Genomic DNA, 19,000 nt, shown 5'->3' with positions numbered 1-19,000 from the left:
ACCCGTCGCGCACGTCGATCCCCAGCCCCGCGCCGCCGCCGGAAAGCGTGGTGATCATGCCCACCTTCACCTCGGCCATTGCGCCGGTCGCTGCCAGCGCGAGCGCCGCAACGCCCATCATCAGTTTCGTCATCGGTTCTTCTCCCTGAATGCGGTTACCCCAACCCTTTGCGTCGCCTGTTGCGCCAGCGAAGGCAAGCAAAATCACCGGTCGGTCCCGGCATGGCGCCGGGACGGGGGGACTGGCCGGGATTGCCCCGCAGAGGTCGTTGAGGGTAGGGTTGCCGCAAACGCGGCTTCGCAAAGGAAACCCTGATGTCCAGAGCTCTTGCACTGTCCGGCCTCATCGTAGCCCTGAGCGCGCAGCACGGCGACGCGCAAGAGCCAGATCTGCGCAAAGTGCGCGGCGCGGTGGAATACCTCCAGCGGATTGCCCTGCCACCCGAGGCCAACCTGCATGTGGTCGTCGAGGGGCGCTTTGGCGTCATTCTCGGAGAGACACAGATCAAGGCCGGTGGACAGCAGGTGCCCCTGGCGTTCACGCTCACGATCCCGTCCGAGTTGCGCGGCGATCTCTCTGCCGTGATCCGGCTTGGCAACGCGCCTCGCTGGATCGCTCGGGACATTGCCATCAACGCCGGGTCCGACGCGGTCGATCTGGGCGATATCCGGGTCGAGCCGGTGACGCCGCTGGCCTTTTCAACCGTGATCCGCTGCGAGGATCAGCAGGTCGAAATCGGTGTTCTCGGCGAAGAGATGGCCCTGCGCGCCAATGGCCGCGACATTGCCCTGCGCGAGACGGTTTCAGCCTCGGGCGCACGCTACGAGGGGGTGAACGACCCCGCCACAGTGGTCTGGTCCCGGGGCGACGAGATCTCGATCCAGCTTGACGGGATCGACCTGGAATCCTGTCGCGAGGTGCTGCCCCCGGAACGCCGCCCCTACCGCGCGCGCGGGATCGAGCCGGGCTGGCATGTGGATCTGGGCGAGGACAGCGTCGCGATTGTTGCCGATTACGGCGCCCTGACCCGCAAGGCGGCGCGCCCGACGGTCGGCATCCTGCCCGGCACCTATCGGTTCGACATGCCCGAGGCCGGGGCAAGCCTGCGCATCGAGGAAGGTCTGTGCCGCGATGCGGCAACGGGCATGCCCTATCCCGACCGGGCGACGCTTGTGCTGGACGACCGGCGGCTTGACGGCTGCGGCGGCGACCCTCTCGATCTTCTGAACGGCGAGACATGGCAGGTCACGCGCCTTGACGGCGAGGCCCCGCACGACCCCGAGCGCGTGGCGATCACCTTTCTCACCCCCGCGCGCGTAGCCGGAAGCACTGGCTGCAACCGATTCGTTGGCGGCTTCACACTGACCGGCGAGGGGCTTGCGTTCGGGGCCCTTGGATCAACGATGATGGCCTGCACCGACGTCCTGATGGATCAGGAACGGCGGATGCTGGACGCGCTCGAACAGATTAGCCGGTTCGATATCGGCGAGGACGGATCGCTCCTGCTCATTGGCGGACCGCGCGACGAGGTGCTGATCGAGGCGGCGCGCTGACGCGCGCGACTCAGACGGGCGGCAGGTCGAAATCAGGCAGCCCGTCCAGCGCCTCCTTCAGCGCCTCGCCCCAGCGATCCGCGATATCGCGGAAATAGGGATCGTCCAGTTCGATCCGGCCCTGCGGCCCGGCGCAGAGCGTATCCGCCTCGTAGAAATGATAGTCGAACGGTGCGCCGACGGTAAGATTCGCCTTCAGCGTCGAATCAAAGCTGACAAGCAGGAGTTTCATCGCCGAGGCAAAACTCATGTCCCGGTCATAGGCGCGCACAAGGATGGGACGGCCGTATTTCGTCTCGCCGATCTGGAAGAACGGCGTGTCGGCGCTGGCCTCGATGAAATTGCCTTCGGGGTAGATCAGAAACAGACGCGGCGCGCCACCCGCAATCTGCCCGCCAAGGATGAGCGTGGCGCGAAAGGCGCTGTCAGCCTCCTGCCCGGCCTGGCGATGGGTTGCGATGACCTCGCGCAGCGTGTCGGCCACCAGCCGCGCGGCCTGAAACATCGACGGCACGCCAAGGAGCGTGGACACGCGATCGTCATGGGCCTTGGTGCGCTCGTCCAGAAGGCTCACCACCGCCTGCGTGGTGGCCAGGTTGCCCGAGGACAAAAGCGTGATCACCCGGTCGCCCTGCGCCGCCCATGTCGTCATCTTCTTGAAGGTCGAGATATTGTCCAACCCGGCATTCGTCCGGGTGTCGGACATGAACACGAGCCCGCGCCGGAGCATCATGCCAACGCAATAGGTCATCTGGCCCTCACTGCTGCGAAACGTCGATCCGGACGTCGAGCACCTCGGCGGCGCCCCCGATCCGCATACCGGATACCGGAGCAGCGTCGGCATAGTCCAGCCCTGTCGCGACGCGCACATAGCGGGTGTCGGGCGAGATCCCGTTCGAGACGTCATAGCCGACCCAGCCCAGCCCCTCGACATGGGCTTCGACCCAGGCGTGCATGGCGTCCTGGCTGGTGCGATCGTCGAGCATGAGATAGCCCGAGACATAGCGCGCCGGGATTCCCATGTGCCGCGCGCAGGCGATGAAGACATGGGCGTGATCCTGACAGACGCCGCGCCCTGCGGCGATCGCTTCTTCCGCACCCCAGGCGGGATGCGACGACCCAACCTCATAGGCGATGGTCGCGCGGATATGGAACGAGAGCGCGTGCAGCCAGTCAATCGTGGTCTCGCCCTGCACATCGCGCACCAGATCGCGCACACCCGCGCCAGGCTGCGTGCGCGGCGTATTGGTGCGATAGAGCCAGAGCGGCGCCGGGCCACGATGGCGCCCGACGATGCCGTGGTTATCCTCCAGCGCCACGCGCCCGTGCGAGACGACGGAAATCTCGGTGGTGTCGCGGTCCAAGCTGATGAGTTCCACCACGTTGTGGTGGTGATCCTCGAACATGAGTTGCTTGGTGCCGCCCGTCACCTCGGTGGCCCAGTAAAGCACGCTCTGGTGCGGCGTGCTCTTGGGGGTCTTGCGCACCTGTTGCAGGGCGAATGTCACCGGGGCGGCAAAGCGGTAGCGCGTGATGTGGTGTATCTCAAGCTGCATGGGATCACTCATAAAAACGGAAATCGCGCTCTATCTGCGCGGCGACATCGCCCAGCGCCGAAAGCACGCTCTGGATGAATTCGTGCAGGCCATAATCGAAGATGGCCGAAACATCGTGCGCCAGATACCGCGTCTTGAGATCGCGCACCATCCGGAGCGAGGGGCTGTGCCCTTCGGGGTCGAGATAGCGCAGGTTGTCCTCGATCTTGGACACGCAGAACGCCAGACTGCGCGGCATCCGCTTGTCGAGCACAAGGAAATGCACGATCTCGCGCGGCCCACCCCCCGCACCATATTCCATGCGGAAACCGCCCCGCCCCGAGACCGCGCGCAGGATGCTTTCCCAATGCACATTGTCGATCATCGAGCCGACCGCGTTGATCGAGGGCAGCAGCACGTAATATTTCACGTCGATGATCCGGGCGGTGTAATCGGCGCGCTCCAGAAAGGTGCCGATCCGCAGGAAATCGAAGATCTCGTTGCGCATCATCGTGCCAAGGATCATGCCGCGCACCAGCGCCGTGCCCTGCCGCATCCGTTGCAGCACCTCGCTCAGGTCGCGCTCGGTCACCTTGCGGGCAAGACTGGCATCTGCGCTCATATAGGCGGCGTTGATCGCCTCCCAGGACTCTCCGGTGATGGCCGTGCGCACCAGGCGCGCGTTCTGGCGCGCGGCCTCGATGCAGGTGCGGATCGAGGCCGGGTTGTCGCGGTCGCGCAGCATCCAGTTGATCGCGGCCTCCTTGGTCACCTCCTCATGGGCATCCATGAAGGCCGGGTATGACCCGGCGCTTTGCAGGATCGAGGCCCATTCGCGGGCATCGTCGCCAAGCCGCGTCAGCGCGATGCGCTGCCCGGTCTCGATCAGGCGGGCGGTATTCTCGGCCCGCTCCAGATAGCGCGACATCCAGAACAGGCCATTGGCGGTTTTTCCCAGCATCGCGCTCAATCCTCCAGCACCCAGGTGTCCTTGGTGCCCCCGCCCTGCGACGAGTTGACCACAAGCGAGCCCTTCTTGAGCGCCACCCGCGTAAGGCCGCCGGGCGTGACGTTGATATTGCCAGGACTGACCAGCACGAAAGGCCGCAGGTCCACATGGCGCGGCGCCAGTCCCGCTCGCGAGAAGATCGGCACCGTCGAGAGGCTGAGCGTGGGTTGGGCAATGTAATTGCCGGGCCGCGCCTTGAGCTTGCGGCGAAACGCGGCGATCTCCTTCCTGCTCGCCGTTGGGCCGATCAACATGCCGTAACCGCCAGAGCCGTGCACCTCCTTCACGACCAACTCATGAAGGTTGTCGAGCACATAGCCAAGTGCATCGGGTTCCGAACAGCGCCAGGTCTGCACGTTTTGCAGGATCGGGCGCTCGCCGGTGTAGAATTCCACGATCTCGGGCATGTAGCTGTAGATCGCCTTGTCATCGGCGATGCCCGTGCCCGGCGCGTTGGCGATGGTGATGCCACCCGCGCGATAGACATCCATGATGCCCGGCACGCCAAGCGTGCTGTCGGGGTTGAAGTTGAGCGGGTCGAGAAACTCGTCATCCACCCGGCGATAGAGCACGTCGATGGGCTTGTAGCCCTTGGTCGTGCGCATGGCGACGCGGCCATCCACCACCCGCAGATCGTGCCCCTCGACCAGTTCCACCCCCATCTGATCGGCAAGGAACGCATGCTCGAAATAGGCCGAGTTGTAGATCCCCGGCGTCAGCACCGCCACCACCGGATCGCTTGCCGCACAGCCCGGCGCGCAGGCCGCCAGAGAACGGCGCAGGTCGAACGGATAGGTCTGCACCGGTCGCACCCGGTTCTGCGAGAACAGTTCCGGAAACATGCGCAGCATGGTCTCGCGGTTTTCCAGCATGTAGCTGACGCCCGAGGGTGTGCGGGCATTGTCCTCAAGCACGAAGAACTCGCCCGGCCCGGTGCGCACCAGATCGACGCCGACGATATGGGTATAGACGCCGCCCGGTGGCGTCACCCCGATCATGTGCGGCAGAAAGGCATCGTTGCGGCGGATCATCTCTTCGGGGATACGGCCCGCCTTCACGATCTCCTGCTTGTGGTAGATGTCGTGCAGAAAGGCGTTGATCGCGCGCACGCGCTGTTCGATCCCGCGCGACAGCCGCGCCCATTCCGGCCCCGAGATGATGCGCGGGATGATGTCGAAGGGGATCAGCCGTTCTTCGGCCTCGGCCTTGCCATAGACGTTGAAGGTGATGCCGGTGAGGCGGAAAAGCTCCTCTGCCTCGCGCTGCTTGGCACGCAGGCGCCTGGGATCCTCCTGGTCGAACCAGTCATGAAAATCGCGATAGGGCTCACGCAGCCTTGTGTCGCTGCCCCACATCTCGTCAAAGACGTCCGATCCGCTCATCGCCCCTCCTGCTCTGCTTTCGTCAGGAAACGCGATACGCGATCGCGGCTCCAGTCCGGGGCGGCGCGTGACCATGGTCTGAAAGATCCGCGCCTTATTTTCAAGCATAAACGCAATTTCTGACATTTTCATAGGCATTTTTGAAACAGGCGTGTCGGGACATCGCGGCTGAAAACCGTTTACCCGCATCAGGCGATGCGCTACGCGGGCGAAAACCGTAGAGGGTGACAGACGATGAAGATTGCGATGATCGGCACGGGCTATGTGGGCCTGGTCTCGGGGGTGTGTTTTTCCGATTTCGGGCATGACGTGGTCTGCGTTGACAAGCTGCCGGAAAAGATCGCCATGCTGGAACGCGGCGAGGTGCCGATCTTCGAACCCGGTCTCGATTCACTCATGGCAAGGAATGTCGATGCGGGACGGCTGCGCTTTACCACCGATCTTGCCCGTGCCGTCGATGGCGCAGAGGCGGTGTTCATTGCCGTCGGCACGCCGACGCGACGCGGTGACGGGCACGCCGACCTGACCTATGTCATGGCCGCCGCCGAAGAGGTGGCGCAGGCGCTGACGGGCTATGCGGTGATCGTAACCAAATCCACCGTGCCCGTAGGCACCAACCGCAAGGTCAGGCAGGTGGTGGCCACCGCCAATCCCGAGGCCCGGTTCGACGTTGCCTCGAACCCGGAATTCCTGCGCGAGGGCGCGGCGATCGAGGATTTCATGAAGCCCGATCGCGTGGTGGTGGGCGTTCAGTCACAGCGCGCCGCCGAGGTCATGGCCGATATCTACCGCCCGCTCTATCTGCGCGATTTCCCGATCCTGACCACCGATCTGGAAAGCGCCGAGATGATCAAATACGCAGCCAACGCCTTTCTCGCCACCAAGATCAGCTTTATCAACGAGATCGCCGCGCTGTGCGAGCGCGTGGGCGCGGATGTCAAGGAAGTGGCACGCGGCATCGGCCTTGACGGGCGCATCGGCAACAAGTTTCTGCATGCCGGTCCAGGCTATGGCGGCTCGTGCTTTCCAAAGGACACTTCGGCCCTGGCGCGCATCGGGCAGGACCATGCCGTGCCACAAAGCATCGTCGAGACGGTGATCCGCGTGAACGAAGGCGTCAAGGCGCGCATGATCGAGAAACTCCGCGATCTCTGCGATGACAGCTTCAACGGCAAGACCGTCGCCGTTCTGGGCGTGACCTTCAAACCCAATACCGACGACATGCGCGAGGCCCCGTCGCTGACGATCATTCCGGCGATGGTTGGCGGCGGTGCCCGCGTGCGCGTCGTCGATCCGCAGGGCCGCCGCGAAGGCGAGGGGCTTCTGCCTGGCGTAACCTGGTGCAACGACCCCTACCTGGCAGCGCAGGACGCCGATCTTCTGGTGATTCTCACCGAATGGAACGAGTTTCGCGCGCTTGATCTCCAGCGTCTCGCCAGTCGGATGGCGCATCCGCGCCTCGCCGACCTTCGCAACATCTATTCCGAGAAGGACGCAAGGCGCGCGGGCTTCGACGCCTATACCGGGGTCGGACGCTGAGACGCCCACGCACTGGCGCAACTTGCCGCAGGGACGGCATCGATTTTCTGTTGCCTTTCAACCCGCGCTCCCTTAACGCCGCCGATGGGACACCTCTCCCCAACGAGGGGCGCTTATCTGGAAGGGTAGCTAAATGGCTATTGCAAAGCCCGGCACGCGGCCGGAAAATCCGCGTTTTTCCTCTGGCCCATGCGCCAAATTCCCCGGATACACGCTTGATCTGCTTGCCGGTGCTCCGCTCGGGCGCTCGCACCGTGCCGCTATCGGCAAGGCGCGGCTCAAGGCGGCCATCGAGGGCACGCGCGACATTCTCGGCATCCCCGAGGATTACCGCATCGGCATCGTGCCCGCCTCGGACACGGGCGCTGTGGAAATGGCGATGTGGTCGCTTCTGGGGGCGCGGCCCGTGGAAATGCTGGCCTGGGAAAGCTTCGGCGCGGGCTGGGTCACGGATGTGGTCAAGCAGCTGAAGCTCGACGCCGTGGTGAAAACCGCCGAGTATGGCGAGATCGTCGATCTGGCCTCGGTCGATACCGATCATGACGTGGTCTTTACCTGGAACGGCACCACCTCGGGCGTGCGCGTGCCCGATGGCGACTGGATCCGCGCGGATCGCGCCGGGCTGACGATCTGCGACGCCACCTCTGCCGCCTTCGCGCAGGACCTGCCTTGGGACAAGCTCGACGTGACCACCTTCTCCTGGCAGAAGGTGCTGGGCGGAGAGGCGGCGCACGGGATGCTCGTGCTCAGCCCGCGCGCGGTCGCGCGGCTCGAAAGCTACACGCCACCCTGGCCCATGCCCAAGATCTTCCGCCTGACCAAGGGCGGCAAACTGATCGAGGGCATTTTCGCAGGCGAGACGATCAACACGCCCTCGATGCTGGCGGTCGAGGATTACCTTGCCGCGCTCGACTGGGCGCGCTCGGTCGGGGGCCTCGCGGGCCTCAAGGCGCGGGCGGATGCGAACCTTGCTGCGGTGGCGGAATTCGTGGCCGCGCGTGACTGGCTTGCCTTCCTCGCCACCGATCCGGCGATCCGCTCCAACACCTCCGTTTGCCTGCGCTTCGACGATGCGCGCATCACGGACGGCGCGGCTTTCGCCAAGGCGGTCGCCAAGCGGCTCGAATCCGAGGGCGTCGCGCTCGATATCGGCGCCTATCGCGATGCGCCTGCGGGTCTGCGGATCTGGTGTGGCGGCACGGTCGAGACGGCGGACGTGGCCGCCCTGCTGCCCTGGATCGAATGGGCATTTGACGCCGAGATCGCGGCGCAGTCGCAGGCCGCCTGATCCCGGTTTCCTGAAAGGAAATCGGTCCGGGGTCTTCGCAGGACTCCGGACCCTCCCTCAAATCGTTTCACAAAAGGACCACACACATGGCTCCCAGGGTTCTCGTATCCGACAAACTGTCTGAGACCGCCGTGCAGATCTTCCGCGATCGCGGCATCGACGTCGATTTCCAACCTGACCTTGGCAAGGACAAGGACAGGCTGGCCGAGGTGATCGGCGCTTATGACGGTCTCGCCATCCGCTCCGCCACCAAGGTGACGGAAAAGATCCTCGCCAACGCCACCAATCTCAAGGTGATCGCGCGGGCGGGTATCGGCACCGACAATATCGACAAGGACGCCGCCTCCAGAAAAGGCGTGATCGTGATGAACACGCCCTTCGGCAACATGATCACCACCGCCGAACACGCCATCGCGATGATGTTCGCCGTGGCGCGGCAGATCCCCGAGGCAAGCGCCTCGACCCATGCCGGCAAATGGGAAAAATCCCGCTTCATGGGGGTGGAGCTGACCGCCAAGACGCTTGGCGTGATCGGCGCGGGCAATATCGGCGGCATCGTCTGCGACCGCGCGCGCGGGCTCAAGATGAAGGTCATCGCCTATGATCCCTTCCTCGGTCAGGAAAAGGCCGATCAGATGCAGGTCGAGAAGGTCGAGCTTGACGATCTGCTCAAGCGGGCCGATTTCATCACCCTGCACGTGCCGCTGACCGATCAGACCCGCAACATGCTCAGCCGCGAGGCGCTGGAAAAGACAAAGAAGGGCGTGCGCATCATCAACTGCGCGCGCGGCGGGCTGGTGGACGAGGCGGCGCTGGCCGATCTCTTGAAATCCGGCCATGTGGCCGGCGCGGCCTTTGACGTATTCGCCGAGGAACCCGCCACCGAGAACCCGCTTTTCGGCCTGCCGAACGTGGTCTGCACCCCGCATCTGGGGGCGGCCACCACCGAGGCACAGGAAAACGTGGCCCTGCAGGTGGCCGAGCAGATGTCGGATTACCTGCTGACCGGCGCCGTGAGCAATGCGCTCAACATGCCCTCGGTGACGGCGGAAGAGGCCAAGGTCATGGGGCCGTGGATCAGCCTTGCCGGGCATCTGGGCAATTTTGTGGGTCAGATGACCGACGAACCGATCAAGGCCGTCAACATCCTCTATGACGGGGTGGCCTCCGAGATGAATCTCGGCGCGCTGACCTCTGCGGCCATGGCGGGGATCATGAAATCGGTGAACCCCGAGGTGAACATGGTTTCGGCCCCGATCGTCGCCAAGGAACGCGGCGTCAAGATCTCGACCACCAAGCAGGACAAATCCGGCGCTTTCGAGGGCTATATCAAGATCACCGTCGTAACCGAACTGCGCGAGCGCTCCATCGGCGGCACGGTCTTCTCGGACGGCAAGCCGCGCTTCATCCAGATCAAGGGGATCAATATCGACGCCGAAATCGGGCGGCACATGGTCTATACCACCAACGAGGACGTGCCCGGCATCATCGGCACGCTGGGGCAGACCATGGGCGAAAACGGCGTCAACATCGCCAACTTCACCCTTGGCCGCGCCGAGGCGCGCGGCGAGGCGATCGCGCTGCTTTATGTGGACGAGCCGGTGCCCGCCAAGGCCATCAAGGCGCTCGAGGCCACCGGCAAGTTCCAGCAGATCCGCACGCTGGAATTCGACGTCGCCTGAAGCCCCGGCTTTGCCCCATGGACGGGATCGCCTGCCTGAGCTATCAGGCAGGCGATTTCGTATGCAGGAGCACCCATGTCCGGCCACGGCACCCCCATCCCCATGACCGCGCACCGCGCATCGCCGCTCTCCGGCACGGCCGAGGTGCCGGGCGACAAGTCGATCTCGCACCGGGCGCTGATTCTCGGCGCGCTCTCGGTGGGCGAGACGGTGATCACCGGGCTTCTGGAAGGGCAGGACGTGCTTGACACGGCCCGCGCGATGCGCGCTTTCGGGGCCGGGGTCACGCGCGACGAAGATGGCACATGGCGCGTGCAGGGCGTGGGCGTGGGCGGCTTTGCCGAGCCGGATCAGGTGATCGATTGCGGCAATTCCGGCACCGGCGTGCGGCTCATCATGGGGGCGATGGCAACCTCGCCCATCACCGCCACCTTCACCGGCGACGCCAGCCTGAACAAGCGCCCGATGGCGCGCGTCACCGATCCGCTGACACTGTTCGGGGCGCGGGCGGTGGGGCGCGCGGGCGGGCGGCTGCCGATGACCATCGTGGGCGCGGAACAGCCAGTGCCGGTGCGCTATACCGTGCCGGTGCCCTCGGCGCAGGTGAAATCGGCGGTGCTGCTTGCCGGGCTGAACGCGCCGGGGCAAACCGTGGTGATCGAGCGCGAGGCGACGCGCGACCATACCGAGCGGATGCTGGCGGGCTTCGGCGCCGAGATCACCACCGAAGTGACCGAGGAGGGCCGCGTCATCACCCTGACCGGCCAGCCGGAGTTGCGCCCGCAAACCATCGCCGTGCCGCGCGATCCCTCTTCGGCGGCCTTTCCGGTCTGCGCGGCGCTCATCGTGCCCGGCTCGGACGTGCTTGTGCCCAATATCGGGCTGAACCCGACGCGCGCCGGGCTGTTCACCACGCTGCGCGAGATGGGCGCGGACCTCTCTTACGAGAACCTGCACGAGGAGGGCGGCGAGCCGGTGGCCGATCTGCGCGCGCGCTTCTCGCCCGACCTGCGCGGCATCGAGGTGCCGCCCGAGCGCGCCGCAAGCATGATCGACGAATATCCCGTCCTCTCGGTGGTGGCCGCCTTTGCCACGGGGCAGACCGTGATGCGCGGCGTCAAGGAATTGCGCGTCAAGGAAAGCGACCGGATCGAGGCGATGGCCACGGGGCTGCGCGCGGGCGGTGTCGAGGTCGAGGATGGGCCGGACTGGTGGATCGTGCATGGCCGGGGGCATGGGACTGTGACGGGCGGGCAGACCTGCGAGAGCCACCTTGATCACCGCATCGCCATGTCGTTTCTGGTGATGGGGATGGCCACGGAAAACCCCGTGAGCGTCGATGACGCCAGCCCCATCGCCACGTCATTTCCGATCTTCGAGCCGCTCATGGCCGCGCTTGGGGCGGATATCCGGCGGGGCACCTGAGGCAAACGCGGCTGCCTCCGGCGGGAGTATTTGCAGAACAGTGAAGCGGCGCGGCCTCAGTTGATCAGGCCCGCGTGACGCAGCCCGTCCTCGACCAGCGCCTTGGCCGGATCGCTCAGGCCCACGAGCGGCAGGCGCACCTCCTCGCTGCACAGGCCGAGCCGCGACATGGCATATTTGACGCCCACCAGCCCCGGCTCGACAAAGATCGCGCGATGCAGCGGCATGAGCCGGTCCTGAAGCGCGAGCGCGGTGGCGTAATCGCCCGCAAGCGTCGCCTCCTGCACCTGCGCCACAAGTTTCGGCGCGACATTGGCGGTGACGGAAATCACGCCCTGCCCGCCCTGGGCGTTGAAGCCATGCGCGGTGGCATCCTCGCCAGAGATCTGGAGGAACTCCTTGCCGCAGGTGATGCGCTGCGCGCAAACGCGGGCAAGATCGCCGGTCGCGTCCTTGACGCCCACGATGCGGGGCAGTTGCGCAAGACGGCCCATGGTCTCGGGCGTCATGTCCACAGCGGACCGACCCGGAATGTTGTAGATGATGATCGGCAAGTCGCAGCAGTCGTGCAGCGCGGTGAAATGCGCAATCATGCCCGCCTGCGTCGGCTTGTTGTAATAGGGCGTGACCACAAGGGCGGCGTCGGCGCCCACCTTCTCGGCATGACGCATGAAGCGGATCGCCTCGAGCGTGTTGTTCGAGCCCGCGCCCGCGATCACCGGAATACGCCCGGCGACGGCGCGCACCACCTCTTCGATGACGCGCTCGTGCTCGTCATGGGTCAGCGTCGGGCTTTCACCGGTGGTGCCTACGGGCACAAGCCCGTGACTGCCCTCGCCGACATGCCACTCCACGAGATTCTTGAGCGTGTCGAAATCGACTTCGCCGTTCTTGAACGGCGTGACGAGGGCAGGAAAGGATCCTCTGAACATGACACGCTCCTTCTGATCGCAAGATTGCTGGTCGCAAGATATGGCCGAGCCAATGATCGTGAGTGGACCATGGACGCGGGGCCGCTTAGGCTGGGGCTGTCTATCCTCATTCACGGCGAAAAAGGCAAGAGATGTTGCGAGTTCTGGGGCTGGTTTTGATGATTGTGGCGCCACCCGTTGCGGTTCACGCCACCGATCTGCCACGGGTGGCGCCGCGCCCGCTGGCCAGTGCGCTTGCCGCGATGCAGGGCGGGCGATGGGAGGTGGCGCGCATGCTCGCGGCCCGCGATGGCGCTGCGGCGGCCGATCTGATCGACTGGCACCGGCTGCGCGCGGGGCTGGGCGAACCCGGAGAGATCCTCGACTTTCTGGGCCGCAACGCCCATTGGCCTGGCCTCGACCATCTGCGCCGCCAGAGCGAGGTGGCGATGACCCATGGCAGCTTCGATCAGGTGCTGGCCTTTTACGACGGCCACACGCCGCAGACCGGCACCGGCGCGCTCAACCTCGCGCGCGCGCTGCTGGCACGGGGGCGCCCGGGCGAGGCCGAGGCGGGGCTGGTGCTCGCGTGGCGCACACTTGATCTGACCCGCGCCGAGCATGAAGATTTCATGCTGGAATTCGCGCCGCTTCTGGCCCCCCATCACGAGGCACGGCTGGACATGGTGCTCTGGCGCGGCCTTGCTGACGTGGCCGACATGCTGCCGCTGGTCAGCGACGCGGCGCGGGCGCGCGCGGAAACGCGCCTGCGCATTGCGCGCGAGGGGCCGGGCGCGGTGCCCGAGGCGCTGCGCCTTGATCCCGGCATCGCCTTCGAGACCTTCACCCACCATCTCAATGGCTCTGCCGAGGACGCCATCGCCGTTCTGTTGCGCCAGAGCCGGATTGCGGGCGGGTTGGGAGAGCCGGAACGCTGGGCAAGCTGGCGGCGCGCGCTGGCGCGGCAGAAGATGCGCGCGGGCGAGGCGGTGCCGGCCTATGAACTGGCGGCGCTGCACCAGCTTGCCGAAGGGGCGAATTACGCCGATCTCGAATGGCTCGCGGGTTATGTTGCGCTGCGCTATCTTGATGACCCGGAACTTGCGCTTGACCATTTCCAACGGCTGCGCACCGCCGTTTCCACCCCGATTTCGCTCGGTCGCGCGGGTTACTGGCTTGGGCGCGCGCTCGAAGCGGCGGGCGACACCGAGGCGGCACAGCTTGCCTATGCCGAGGGGGCCGCGCACGCCACCAGCTTTTACGGGCTGCTTGCGGCGGAAAAGGCAGGGGTGGAGGTGACGGCTCGCCTTGCCGGCGAGGAGGTGTTTGCCGACTGGCGTGCGGCGGATTTCGCCCGCACCGACCTGCACGAGATCGCCACCCTCAGCCTGCGCATGGGCAATCTCGGACAGGCGCGGCGGTTCTTCCTGCATCTGGCCGACAGCCAGGATCGACCGGGCATCGGCCAGATGGGCGCGATGCTGGCGGAGTTGGACCAGCCCCATCTTCAAGTGATGCTGGGCAAGGCGGCGGCGGAACGCGGCATCGTCATCGAGGCACCCTATTATCCGCTGCACCCTATGACGCAGATGGACCTGCCCGTGCCGATGGAATGGTCGCTGGCCATCGCGCGGCGCGAAAGCGAATTCAACCCGGTGGTTGTCAGCGCTGCGGGCGCGCGCGGACTGATGCAGGTCATGCCCGCCACCGCGCGCGAGGTGGCAGGCCGTCTGGGCGAAGACCATGACGAGGGGCGGCTGATCAACGACTGGGCCTATAACGCCCGGCTTGGCAGCGCCTATCTTGCGCAGCTTGCGGCGCGGTTCGGTGGCAACCCGGTGCTGATCGCGGCGGCATACAATGCCGGGCCGGGGCGCGTGACGCAATGGCAGCAAGAGATCGGCGACCCGCGCACCCGCGATGTCCATGGCGTGATCGACTGGATCGAACACATCCCCTTCCGCGAGACCCGCAACTATGTGATGCGCGTGACCGAAAGCCTGCCCGCCTATCGCGCGCGGCTTGGACAGAGGGCGCAGCCGCGCCCCTTCTCGGAGGAATTGGGCGGCGACGGGCTCCGGCGCGCGACCGACTGATCCGGCCTCAGACCGCCTGCCTCTGTCGCCATAGCGTGAACAGCCCCGCCCCCACGATCAACGCCACTCCGAGCGCGACGTTGGGGCGGATCGTCTCCGAGAAAACAAGGATGCCGATGGCGCTGGCAAAGGCCAGTTGCAGATAGGCAAAGGGTTGCACGGCGCTTGCCTCGGCCACCTCGTAGGACTTGATCAGCGTGAAATGCCCGGCCGCTCCCGTGATGCAAAGCGCGCCCATCCAGATCCAGTCGCCACCGCTCATCGGTTCCCAGAACCACGCGCCGACGGTGGTCATGGCCAGCGCCCCCACCGTGCCCGTCCAGAAGAACGAGGTGGCGGCCGTGTCGCGTCGCGCGACATAGCGCGTAAGCAAGCCGTAAAGCGCGAACATCAGCGCCGCGACAAAGGGAATGATGGCCGCAGGCTGGAACACGCCAAAACCCGGTTCGAGGATGATGAGCACGCCGACAAACCCCACCGCGATCGCCACCCGCCTGCGCCAGCCCACCCGCTCGCCCAGCACCGGCCCCGACAGCGCGGCAACCAGCAGCGGATAGCAGGCAAAGACCGCGTGGCTCTCGATCAGCCCCAGAACGGTGAAGGCGGTGATCATCACGCAGATCTGGGCCACCAGAAGCGCGGCGCGAAACCCCTGCACCAGCGGCTGCGAGGTCGCGGCGGCGGCGCGCAGGCCGCCCGGCTTGCGCGCGGCCACCGCCATGACGAAGGCGGCGAAAAACCAGAACCGGATCATCACCACCATGAAGACATTGTACTCGCTCGCCAGATGGCGCGAGATGCCGTCCTGCACCGCAAAGATGAAGGTGGTCAGCACCATCATCCAGATGCCGAGGCGGATATTCTGATCGGTCATGACCTGTCCAGTATCGCGCGCGTCATGTGGCGCTTGCGCCCGTATCCTGCGACACGGCTGACAGAAAACCCGGCCGCCGTCAGGCCCCGCCGCACATGGCCCGCCGCCGTGTAGGTGGCCGCCGTGCCACCGGGCACCGTATGGCGCGCAACCTCGGCCATGAGATCGGGCTGCCACATCTCGGGGTTCCTCGCCGGAGCGAAACCATCGAGAAACCAGGCATCGGCCAAGCCTTGCCAATGGGTCAGCGTCTCGCGCGCATCACCCGCGATCAGCGTGAAATGCAGGTCCGGCAGGTGGATTTCCTGCGCGCGTCCCTGCCAATGGGGGGCTAGTTCTGCCGCCACCTCGTCAAGCTCTGCAAACCGGGCTTGCGCGCGCCGCATATCCTGCGATGCCATCGGAAAAGCCTCGAAGCTGGTATAGCAAAGCCGCCCCTGCACCCCCGCTGCCCGCCACGCCCGAAGCGTCGCCAGCAGGTTCAGCCCGGTGCCAAAGCCCAGTTCGGCGATGTGAAACCCGTCCCGGAACCGCGCCGGCAGGTCGTTGCCCGCAAGAAACACATGCCGCGTCTCCGCCAAGCCGTCCTCAAGGCTGAAATAGGGATCGTCAAAGCGCGCAGACACCGGCACCTCGCCGTCGCGCCAGACAAGGGGGGCGTGCTGGTCCTGCATCGTGCACTCCGCTAGAAGACCCCCGAGCATGGCCGCGCACGAGGGGATTTGCAATGACCGACATCACGGTGATGGGCGCAGGGATCTTCGGCCTCGCCACCGCCTGGGCCTGTGCGCGGCGCGGCGCAAGCGTGCGGGTGATCGACCCGCATGGCCCCGGTGCCGGGGCCTCGGGCGGGGTGGTGGGCGCGCTTGCGCCCCATGTGCCAGAGAACTGGAACGCCAAGAAGGCGTTCCAGTTCGAAAGCCTCGTGATGGCCGAGGCATTCTGGGCCGAGGTGGCAAAGGCCGGCGGTGTCTCGCCCGGCTATGCGCGGCTGGGGCGGATTCAGCCGGTGGCCGATGCGGCGGCACTGGCGCTGGCACGCACGCGCGCACAGGGCGCCGCCGCGCTCTGGCAGGGCAAGGCCCTCTGGCAGGTGGAGAAGGCCACCGGCGACTGGTGCCCCCAAAGCCCTGCCGGCCATGTCATCCGTGACACGCTGAGCGCGCGGCTCCATCCCCGCCGCGCCTGCGCGGCACTTGTGGCGGCGCTGCGCAGCAAGGGGGTCGAGGTGCTCCGTGACGGGCCACACGAGGGCCGTATCCTCTGGGCCACGGGCGTCGCGGGGCTGGAGGAGTTGAGCGCCGCCTTGAGCCGCCCCGTGGGCAACGGCGTCAAGGGACAGGGCGCGCTTTTGCGCCATGACGCCCGCGACCTGCCGCAGGTCTTTGCCGGGGGTGTGCATATCGTGCCGCACGCGGACAGGACGGTGGCCGTCGGCTCTACCTCCGAGCGCGCCTATACCGACGCCACCTCGACGGACGCACAGCTTGACGCGGTGATCGCCACCGCGCGCGCCGCCCTGCCGGTGCTGGCGGAGGCCCCGGTCATTGACCGATGGGCCGGGCTGCGTCCCCGGGCACGAAGCCGCGCGCCGATGCTGGGGCCGCACCCGCTGCACCCCGGCGCGTTCATCGCCAATGGCGGGTTCAAGATCGGTTTCGGTATGGCTCCACGGGTGGCCGAGGTGATGGCCGACCTGATGCTGGACGGGATCGACCGTATCCCAGAGGGATTTCGCCCGGAGGATTCGCTGTGACCGCACCGAAGATCAGCCATCTCGACCACCTCGTCCTGACCGTCTCCGACATGGCCGCCACGCTGGACTTCTACCGCGATGCGCTTGGCATGAGGCCCGAGACGTTCCGCACCGCCGACGGCACCGGGCGACACGCCTTGCGCTTTGGTGCGCAGAAGATCAATCTGCATCAGGCCAGGGCCGAGTTCTTGCCGAAAGCCGCCCGCGCCACCCCCGGCTCCGCCGATCTGTGTTTCCTGAGCGCGACGCCGCTTGACGCGTGGCAGGCGCATCTTGCGGCGCTTGGCGTGACGATCGAGGATGGCCCCCTGCCCCGGACCGGCGCCACCGGGCCGATCATGTCGCTCTACCTGCGCGACCCGGATGGCAACCTGATCGAGATCTCGAACAAGGCAGGCTGAGGAGGGCGCGCGGCAAGCTCACCCCGCCGCGAACAGCCCGCCATATTCCGCCCGCAGCACGTTCTTCTGCACCTTGCCCATGGTGTTGCGCGGCAGCGCGTCAAGCATGATGAGCCGGCGCGGGTGCTTGAAGCGCGCAAGCGAGCCTGCCGCCGCCTCTGCGATGGCATCAAGATCGGGCGTGGCGCCCTTTTCGGGGACAATGAAGCCCACCACCGTCTCGCCGAAATCGGGATGGGGCACGCCCACCACCGCGCTTTCCAGAACGCCGGGCTGATCGTCGAGCAAAAGCTCGATTTCCTTCGGGTAGATGTTGTAGCCCCCCGAGATGATGAGGTCCTTGGCGCGCCCCACGATCGAGACATAGCCACGCGCGTCGATCTGGCCCAGATCGCCAGTGATGAAAAACCCGTTCTCGCGCAGTTCCTCCGCCGTCTTTTCAGGCATCTTCCAGTAACCCTTGAACACGTTCGGCCCGCGCACCTCGATCATGCCGACCTCGCCCCGGGGCTTTTCCGCGCCGGTCTCCGGATCGGTGATGCGCAGTTCCACCCCCGGCAGGGGAAAGCCCACGGTGCCCGCGCGTCGCTCGCCCTCATAGGGGTTGGAGGTGTTCATGTTGGTCTCTGTCATGCCGTATCGCTCAAGGATGCGGTGGCCGGTGCGCGCCTCGAACGCCACATGGGTTTCCGCCAGCAGCGGGGCCGAGCCGGAGATGAAAAGCCGCATATGCCCCACCAGAGCGCGCTCCAGGCGCGGATCGTCCAGAAGCCGCGTGTAGAAGGTTGGCACGCCCATCATGGTGGTGGCGCGCGGCAGGTGGGCGATCATCGCATCCGTGTCGAATTTCGGCAGGAAGATCATCGACGCGCCCGCCAGCAGGATCACGTTCGTCGCCACGAAAAGGCCATGGGTGTGAAAGATCGGCAAGGCGTGCAGCAGCACATCATCTCCGGTGAAACGCCAGTAATCCACCAGCACCTCGGCGTTGGAAAGAAGGTTGGTCTGCGTCAGCATCGCCCCCTTGGAACGGCCCGTGGTGCCCGAGGTATAGAGAAAGGCGGCGAGGTCGCCCTCGTCGCGCGGCGTGGTCTCGAATGTCTCGGGCTGGCCCTCGGCGGCGTCGGCAAGCGTGCCCGCCCCGTCCGGCCCGAGCGTCAGCAGTGCTGCACCCGACGCATCGGCCACCGCTTGCAACGCCCCGACGCGGGCGGGATCGCACAGAAGCACACGCGCGCCGCTATCAGAGACGAAATACCCCAGCTCGTCACCGGTATAGGCGGTGTTGAGCGGCAGGAACACGATCCCCGCCTGCACCGCTGCCGCATAGACGGCAAGCGCCTGCGGCGATTTCTCCACCTGCACCGCGAGCCGGTCACCGGGCGCAAGCCCCGCCGCGCGGAACGCATGGGCATAGCGCGCGGCCAGTTTCAGGAAGGCGTCATAGCTGAGTGCTTCGCCGCCTTGCAGGTGCAGGAACAGCGCGGTGTTGCCCGCATGGCATCCGAACAGGCGATCATAGAGGGGGTTGGCCATGGCGATGATCCT

At 66.0% G+C, this 19,000-nt stretch carries 16 protein-coding genes and 1 pseudogene; 8 read left to right on the top strand and 9 right to left on the bottom strand.

What is annotated here, in order from left to right:
• A pseudogene (locus tag KAK09_RS18820) lies at window positions 1-133 on the bottom strand (ABC transporter substrate-binding protein); the annotation flags it as partial.
• Between the two features lie 182 nt (window positions 134-315).
• Between KAK09_RS18820 and KAK09_RS14370 the strand changes: the two are divergent.
• Window positions 316-1,554 (top strand): META domain-containing protein, encoded by a 1,239-nt coding sequence (locus KAK09_RS14370; RefSeq protein ID WP_210879629.1) that lies wholly within the window; start codon window positions 316-318, stop codon window positions 1,552-1,554.
• Window positions 1,555-1,564: 10 nt separating this feature from the next.
• Here KAK09_RS14370 and KAK09_RS14365 read toward each other — a convergent pair whose 3' ends face one another.
• From KAK09_RS14365 to KAK09_RS14350, 4 genes are read right to left on the bottom strand one after another with little or no spacing between them, the layout of a single operon-like run.
• The gene (locus tag KAK09_RS14365; protein WP_210879628.1) at window positions 1,565-2,305 is read right to left on the bottom strand and encodes a proteasome-type protease; all 741 of its coding nucleotides are present in this window, start codon (window positions 2,303-2,305) and stop codon (window positions 1,565-1,567) included.
• A gap of 7 nt (window positions 2,306-2,312) precedes the next feature.
• Entirely contained in the window at window positions 2,313-3,110 is a 798-nt protein-coding gene (locus KAK09_RS14360) for a transglutaminase family protein (RefSeq protein ID WP_210879627.1), read from the bottom strand.
• 4 nt (window positions 3,111-3,114) lie between these two features.
• Complete coding sequence (locus KAK09_RS14355) at window positions 3,115-4,050, bottom strand: alpha-E domain-containing protein (RefSeq protein ID WP_210879626.1); 936 nt, start codon at window positions 4,048-4,050, stop codon at window positions 3,115-3,117.
• 5 nt (window positions 4,051-4,055) lie between these two features.
• The gene (locus tag KAK09_RS14350) at window positions 4,056-5,480 is read right to left on the bottom strand and encodes a circularly permuted type 2 ATP-grasp protein (RefSeq protein ID WP_210879625.1); all 1,425 of its coding nucleotides are present in this window, start codon (window positions 5,478-5,480) and stop codon (window positions 4,056-4,058) included.
• Between the two features lie 234 nt (window positions 5,481-5,714).
• On the opposite strand from KAK09_RS14350, the gene KAK09_RS14345 reads away from it, so the two are divergent.
• The 4 genes from KAK09_RS14345 (at window position 5,715) to aroA (ending at window position 11,414) form a co-directional block, all read left to right on the top strand.
• Window positions 5,715-7,019: a UDP-glucose dehydrogenase family protein gene (locus KAK09_RS14345; protein ID WP_210879624.1), complete on the top strand. Its 1,305-nt coding sequence runs from the start codon at window positions 5,715-5,717 to the stop codon at window positions 7,017-7,019.
• A 133-nt stretch (window positions 7,020-7,152) separates the two neighbouring features.
• Window positions 7,153-8,307, top strand: a complete 1,155-nt coding sequence (locus KAK09_RS14340) for a phosphoserine transaminase (protein ID WP_210879623.1) — start codon at window positions 7,153-7,155, stop codon at window positions 8,305-8,307.
• Between the two features lie 86 nt (window positions 8,308-8,393).
• The gene (serA, locus tag KAK09_RS14335; protein WP_210879622.1) at window positions 8,394-9,989 is read left to right on the top strand and encodes a phosphoglycerate dehydrogenase; all 1,596 of its coding nucleotides are present in this window, start codon (window positions 8,394-8,396) and stop codon (window positions 9,987-9,989) included.
• Between the two features lie 75 nt (window positions 9,990-10,064).
• Window positions 10,065-11,414, top strand: coding sequence for a 3-phosphoshikimate 1-carboxyvinyltransferase (gene aroA, locus KAK09_RS14330; RefSeq protein WP_210879621.1), 1,350 nt, complete (start codon window positions 10,065-10,067; stop codon window positions 11,412-11,414).
• Window positions 11,415-11,470: 56 nt separating this feature from the next.
• On the opposite strand, the gene dapA is transcribed toward aroA, so the two are convergent.
• Window positions 11,471-12,346, bottom strand: a complete 876-nt coding sequence (gene dapA / locus KAK09_RS14325) for a 4-hydroxy-tetrahydrodipicolinate synthase (protein ID WP_210879620.1) — start codon at window positions 12,344-12,346, stop codon at window positions 11,471-11,473.
• A gap of 131 nt (window positions 12,347-12,477) precedes the next feature.
• On the opposite strand from dapA, the gene KAK09_RS14320 reads away from it, so the two are divergent.
• On the top strand, window positions 12,478-14,421 hold the full coding sequence (locus tag KAK09_RS14320; RefSeq protein ID WP_210879619.1) for a lytic transglycosylase domain-containing protein: 1,944 nt from the start codon (window positions 12,478-12,480) through the stop codon (window positions 14,419-14,421).
• A gap of 7 nt (window positions 14,422-14,428) precedes the next feature.
• On the opposite strand, the gene KAK09_RS14315 is transcribed toward KAK09_RS14320, so the two are convergent.
• Both KAK09_RS14315 and mnmC2 read right to left on the bottom strand, forming a co-directional pair.
• A complete protein-coding gene (locus KAK09_RS14315; RefSeq protein WP_210879618.1) occupies window positions 14,429-15,295 on the bottom strand; it encodes a DMT family transporter in 867 nt (288 codons plus the stop codon).
• Complete coding sequence (mnmC2, locus tag KAK09_RS14310; RefSeq protein ID WP_210879617.1) at window positions 15,292-15,969, bottom strand: tRNA (5-methylaminomethyl-2-thiouridine)(34)-methyltransferase MnmC2; 678 nt, start codon at window positions 15,967-15,969, stop codon at window positions 15,292-15,294. Before mnmC2 ends, KAK09_RS14315 begins: the two co-directional genes overlap by 4 nt.
• A 53-nt stretch (window positions 15,970-16,022) precedes the next feature.
• On the opposite strand from mnmC2, the gene KAK09_RS14305 reads away from it, so the two are divergent.
• Together KAK09_RS14305 and KAK09_RS14300 are read left to right on the top strand one after the other, a co-directional pair.
• Window positions 16,023-17,051, top strand: coding sequence for an NAD(P)/FAD-dependent oxidoreductase (locus tag KAK09_RS14305; protein ID WP_210879616.1), 1,029 nt, complete (start codon window positions 16,023-16,025; stop codon window positions 17,049-17,051).
• Window positions 17,048-17,452, top strand: a complete 405-nt coding sequence (locus KAK09_RS14300; RefSeq protein WP_210879615.1) for a VOC family protein — start codon at window positions 17,048-17,050, stop codon at window positions 17,450-17,452. Before KAK09_RS14305 ends, KAK09_RS14300 begins: the two co-directional genes overlap by 4 nt.
• 18 nt (window positions 17,453-17,470) lie before the next feature.
• On the opposite strand, the gene KAK09_RS14295 is transcribed toward KAK09_RS14300, so the two are convergent.
• Complete coding sequence (locus KAK09_RS14295; protein ID WP_210879614.1) at window positions 17,471-18,988, bottom strand: malonate--CoA ligase; 1,518 nt, start codon at window positions 18,986-18,988, stop codon at window positions 17,471-17,473.
• Window positions 18,989-19,000 lie beyond the last annotated feature (12 nt).

The organism is Roseovarius autotrophicus, assembly GCF_018069895.1.
In the GTDB taxonomy this organism is placed as follows: domain Bacteria; phylum Pseudomonadota; class Alphaproteobacteria; order Rhodobacterales; family Rhodobacteraceae; genus Roseovarius; species Roseovarius autotrophicus.
The sequence above is the reverse complement of the archived record's forward strand: the minus strand, read 5'-3'. Positions and strand labels throughout refer to the sequence as shown.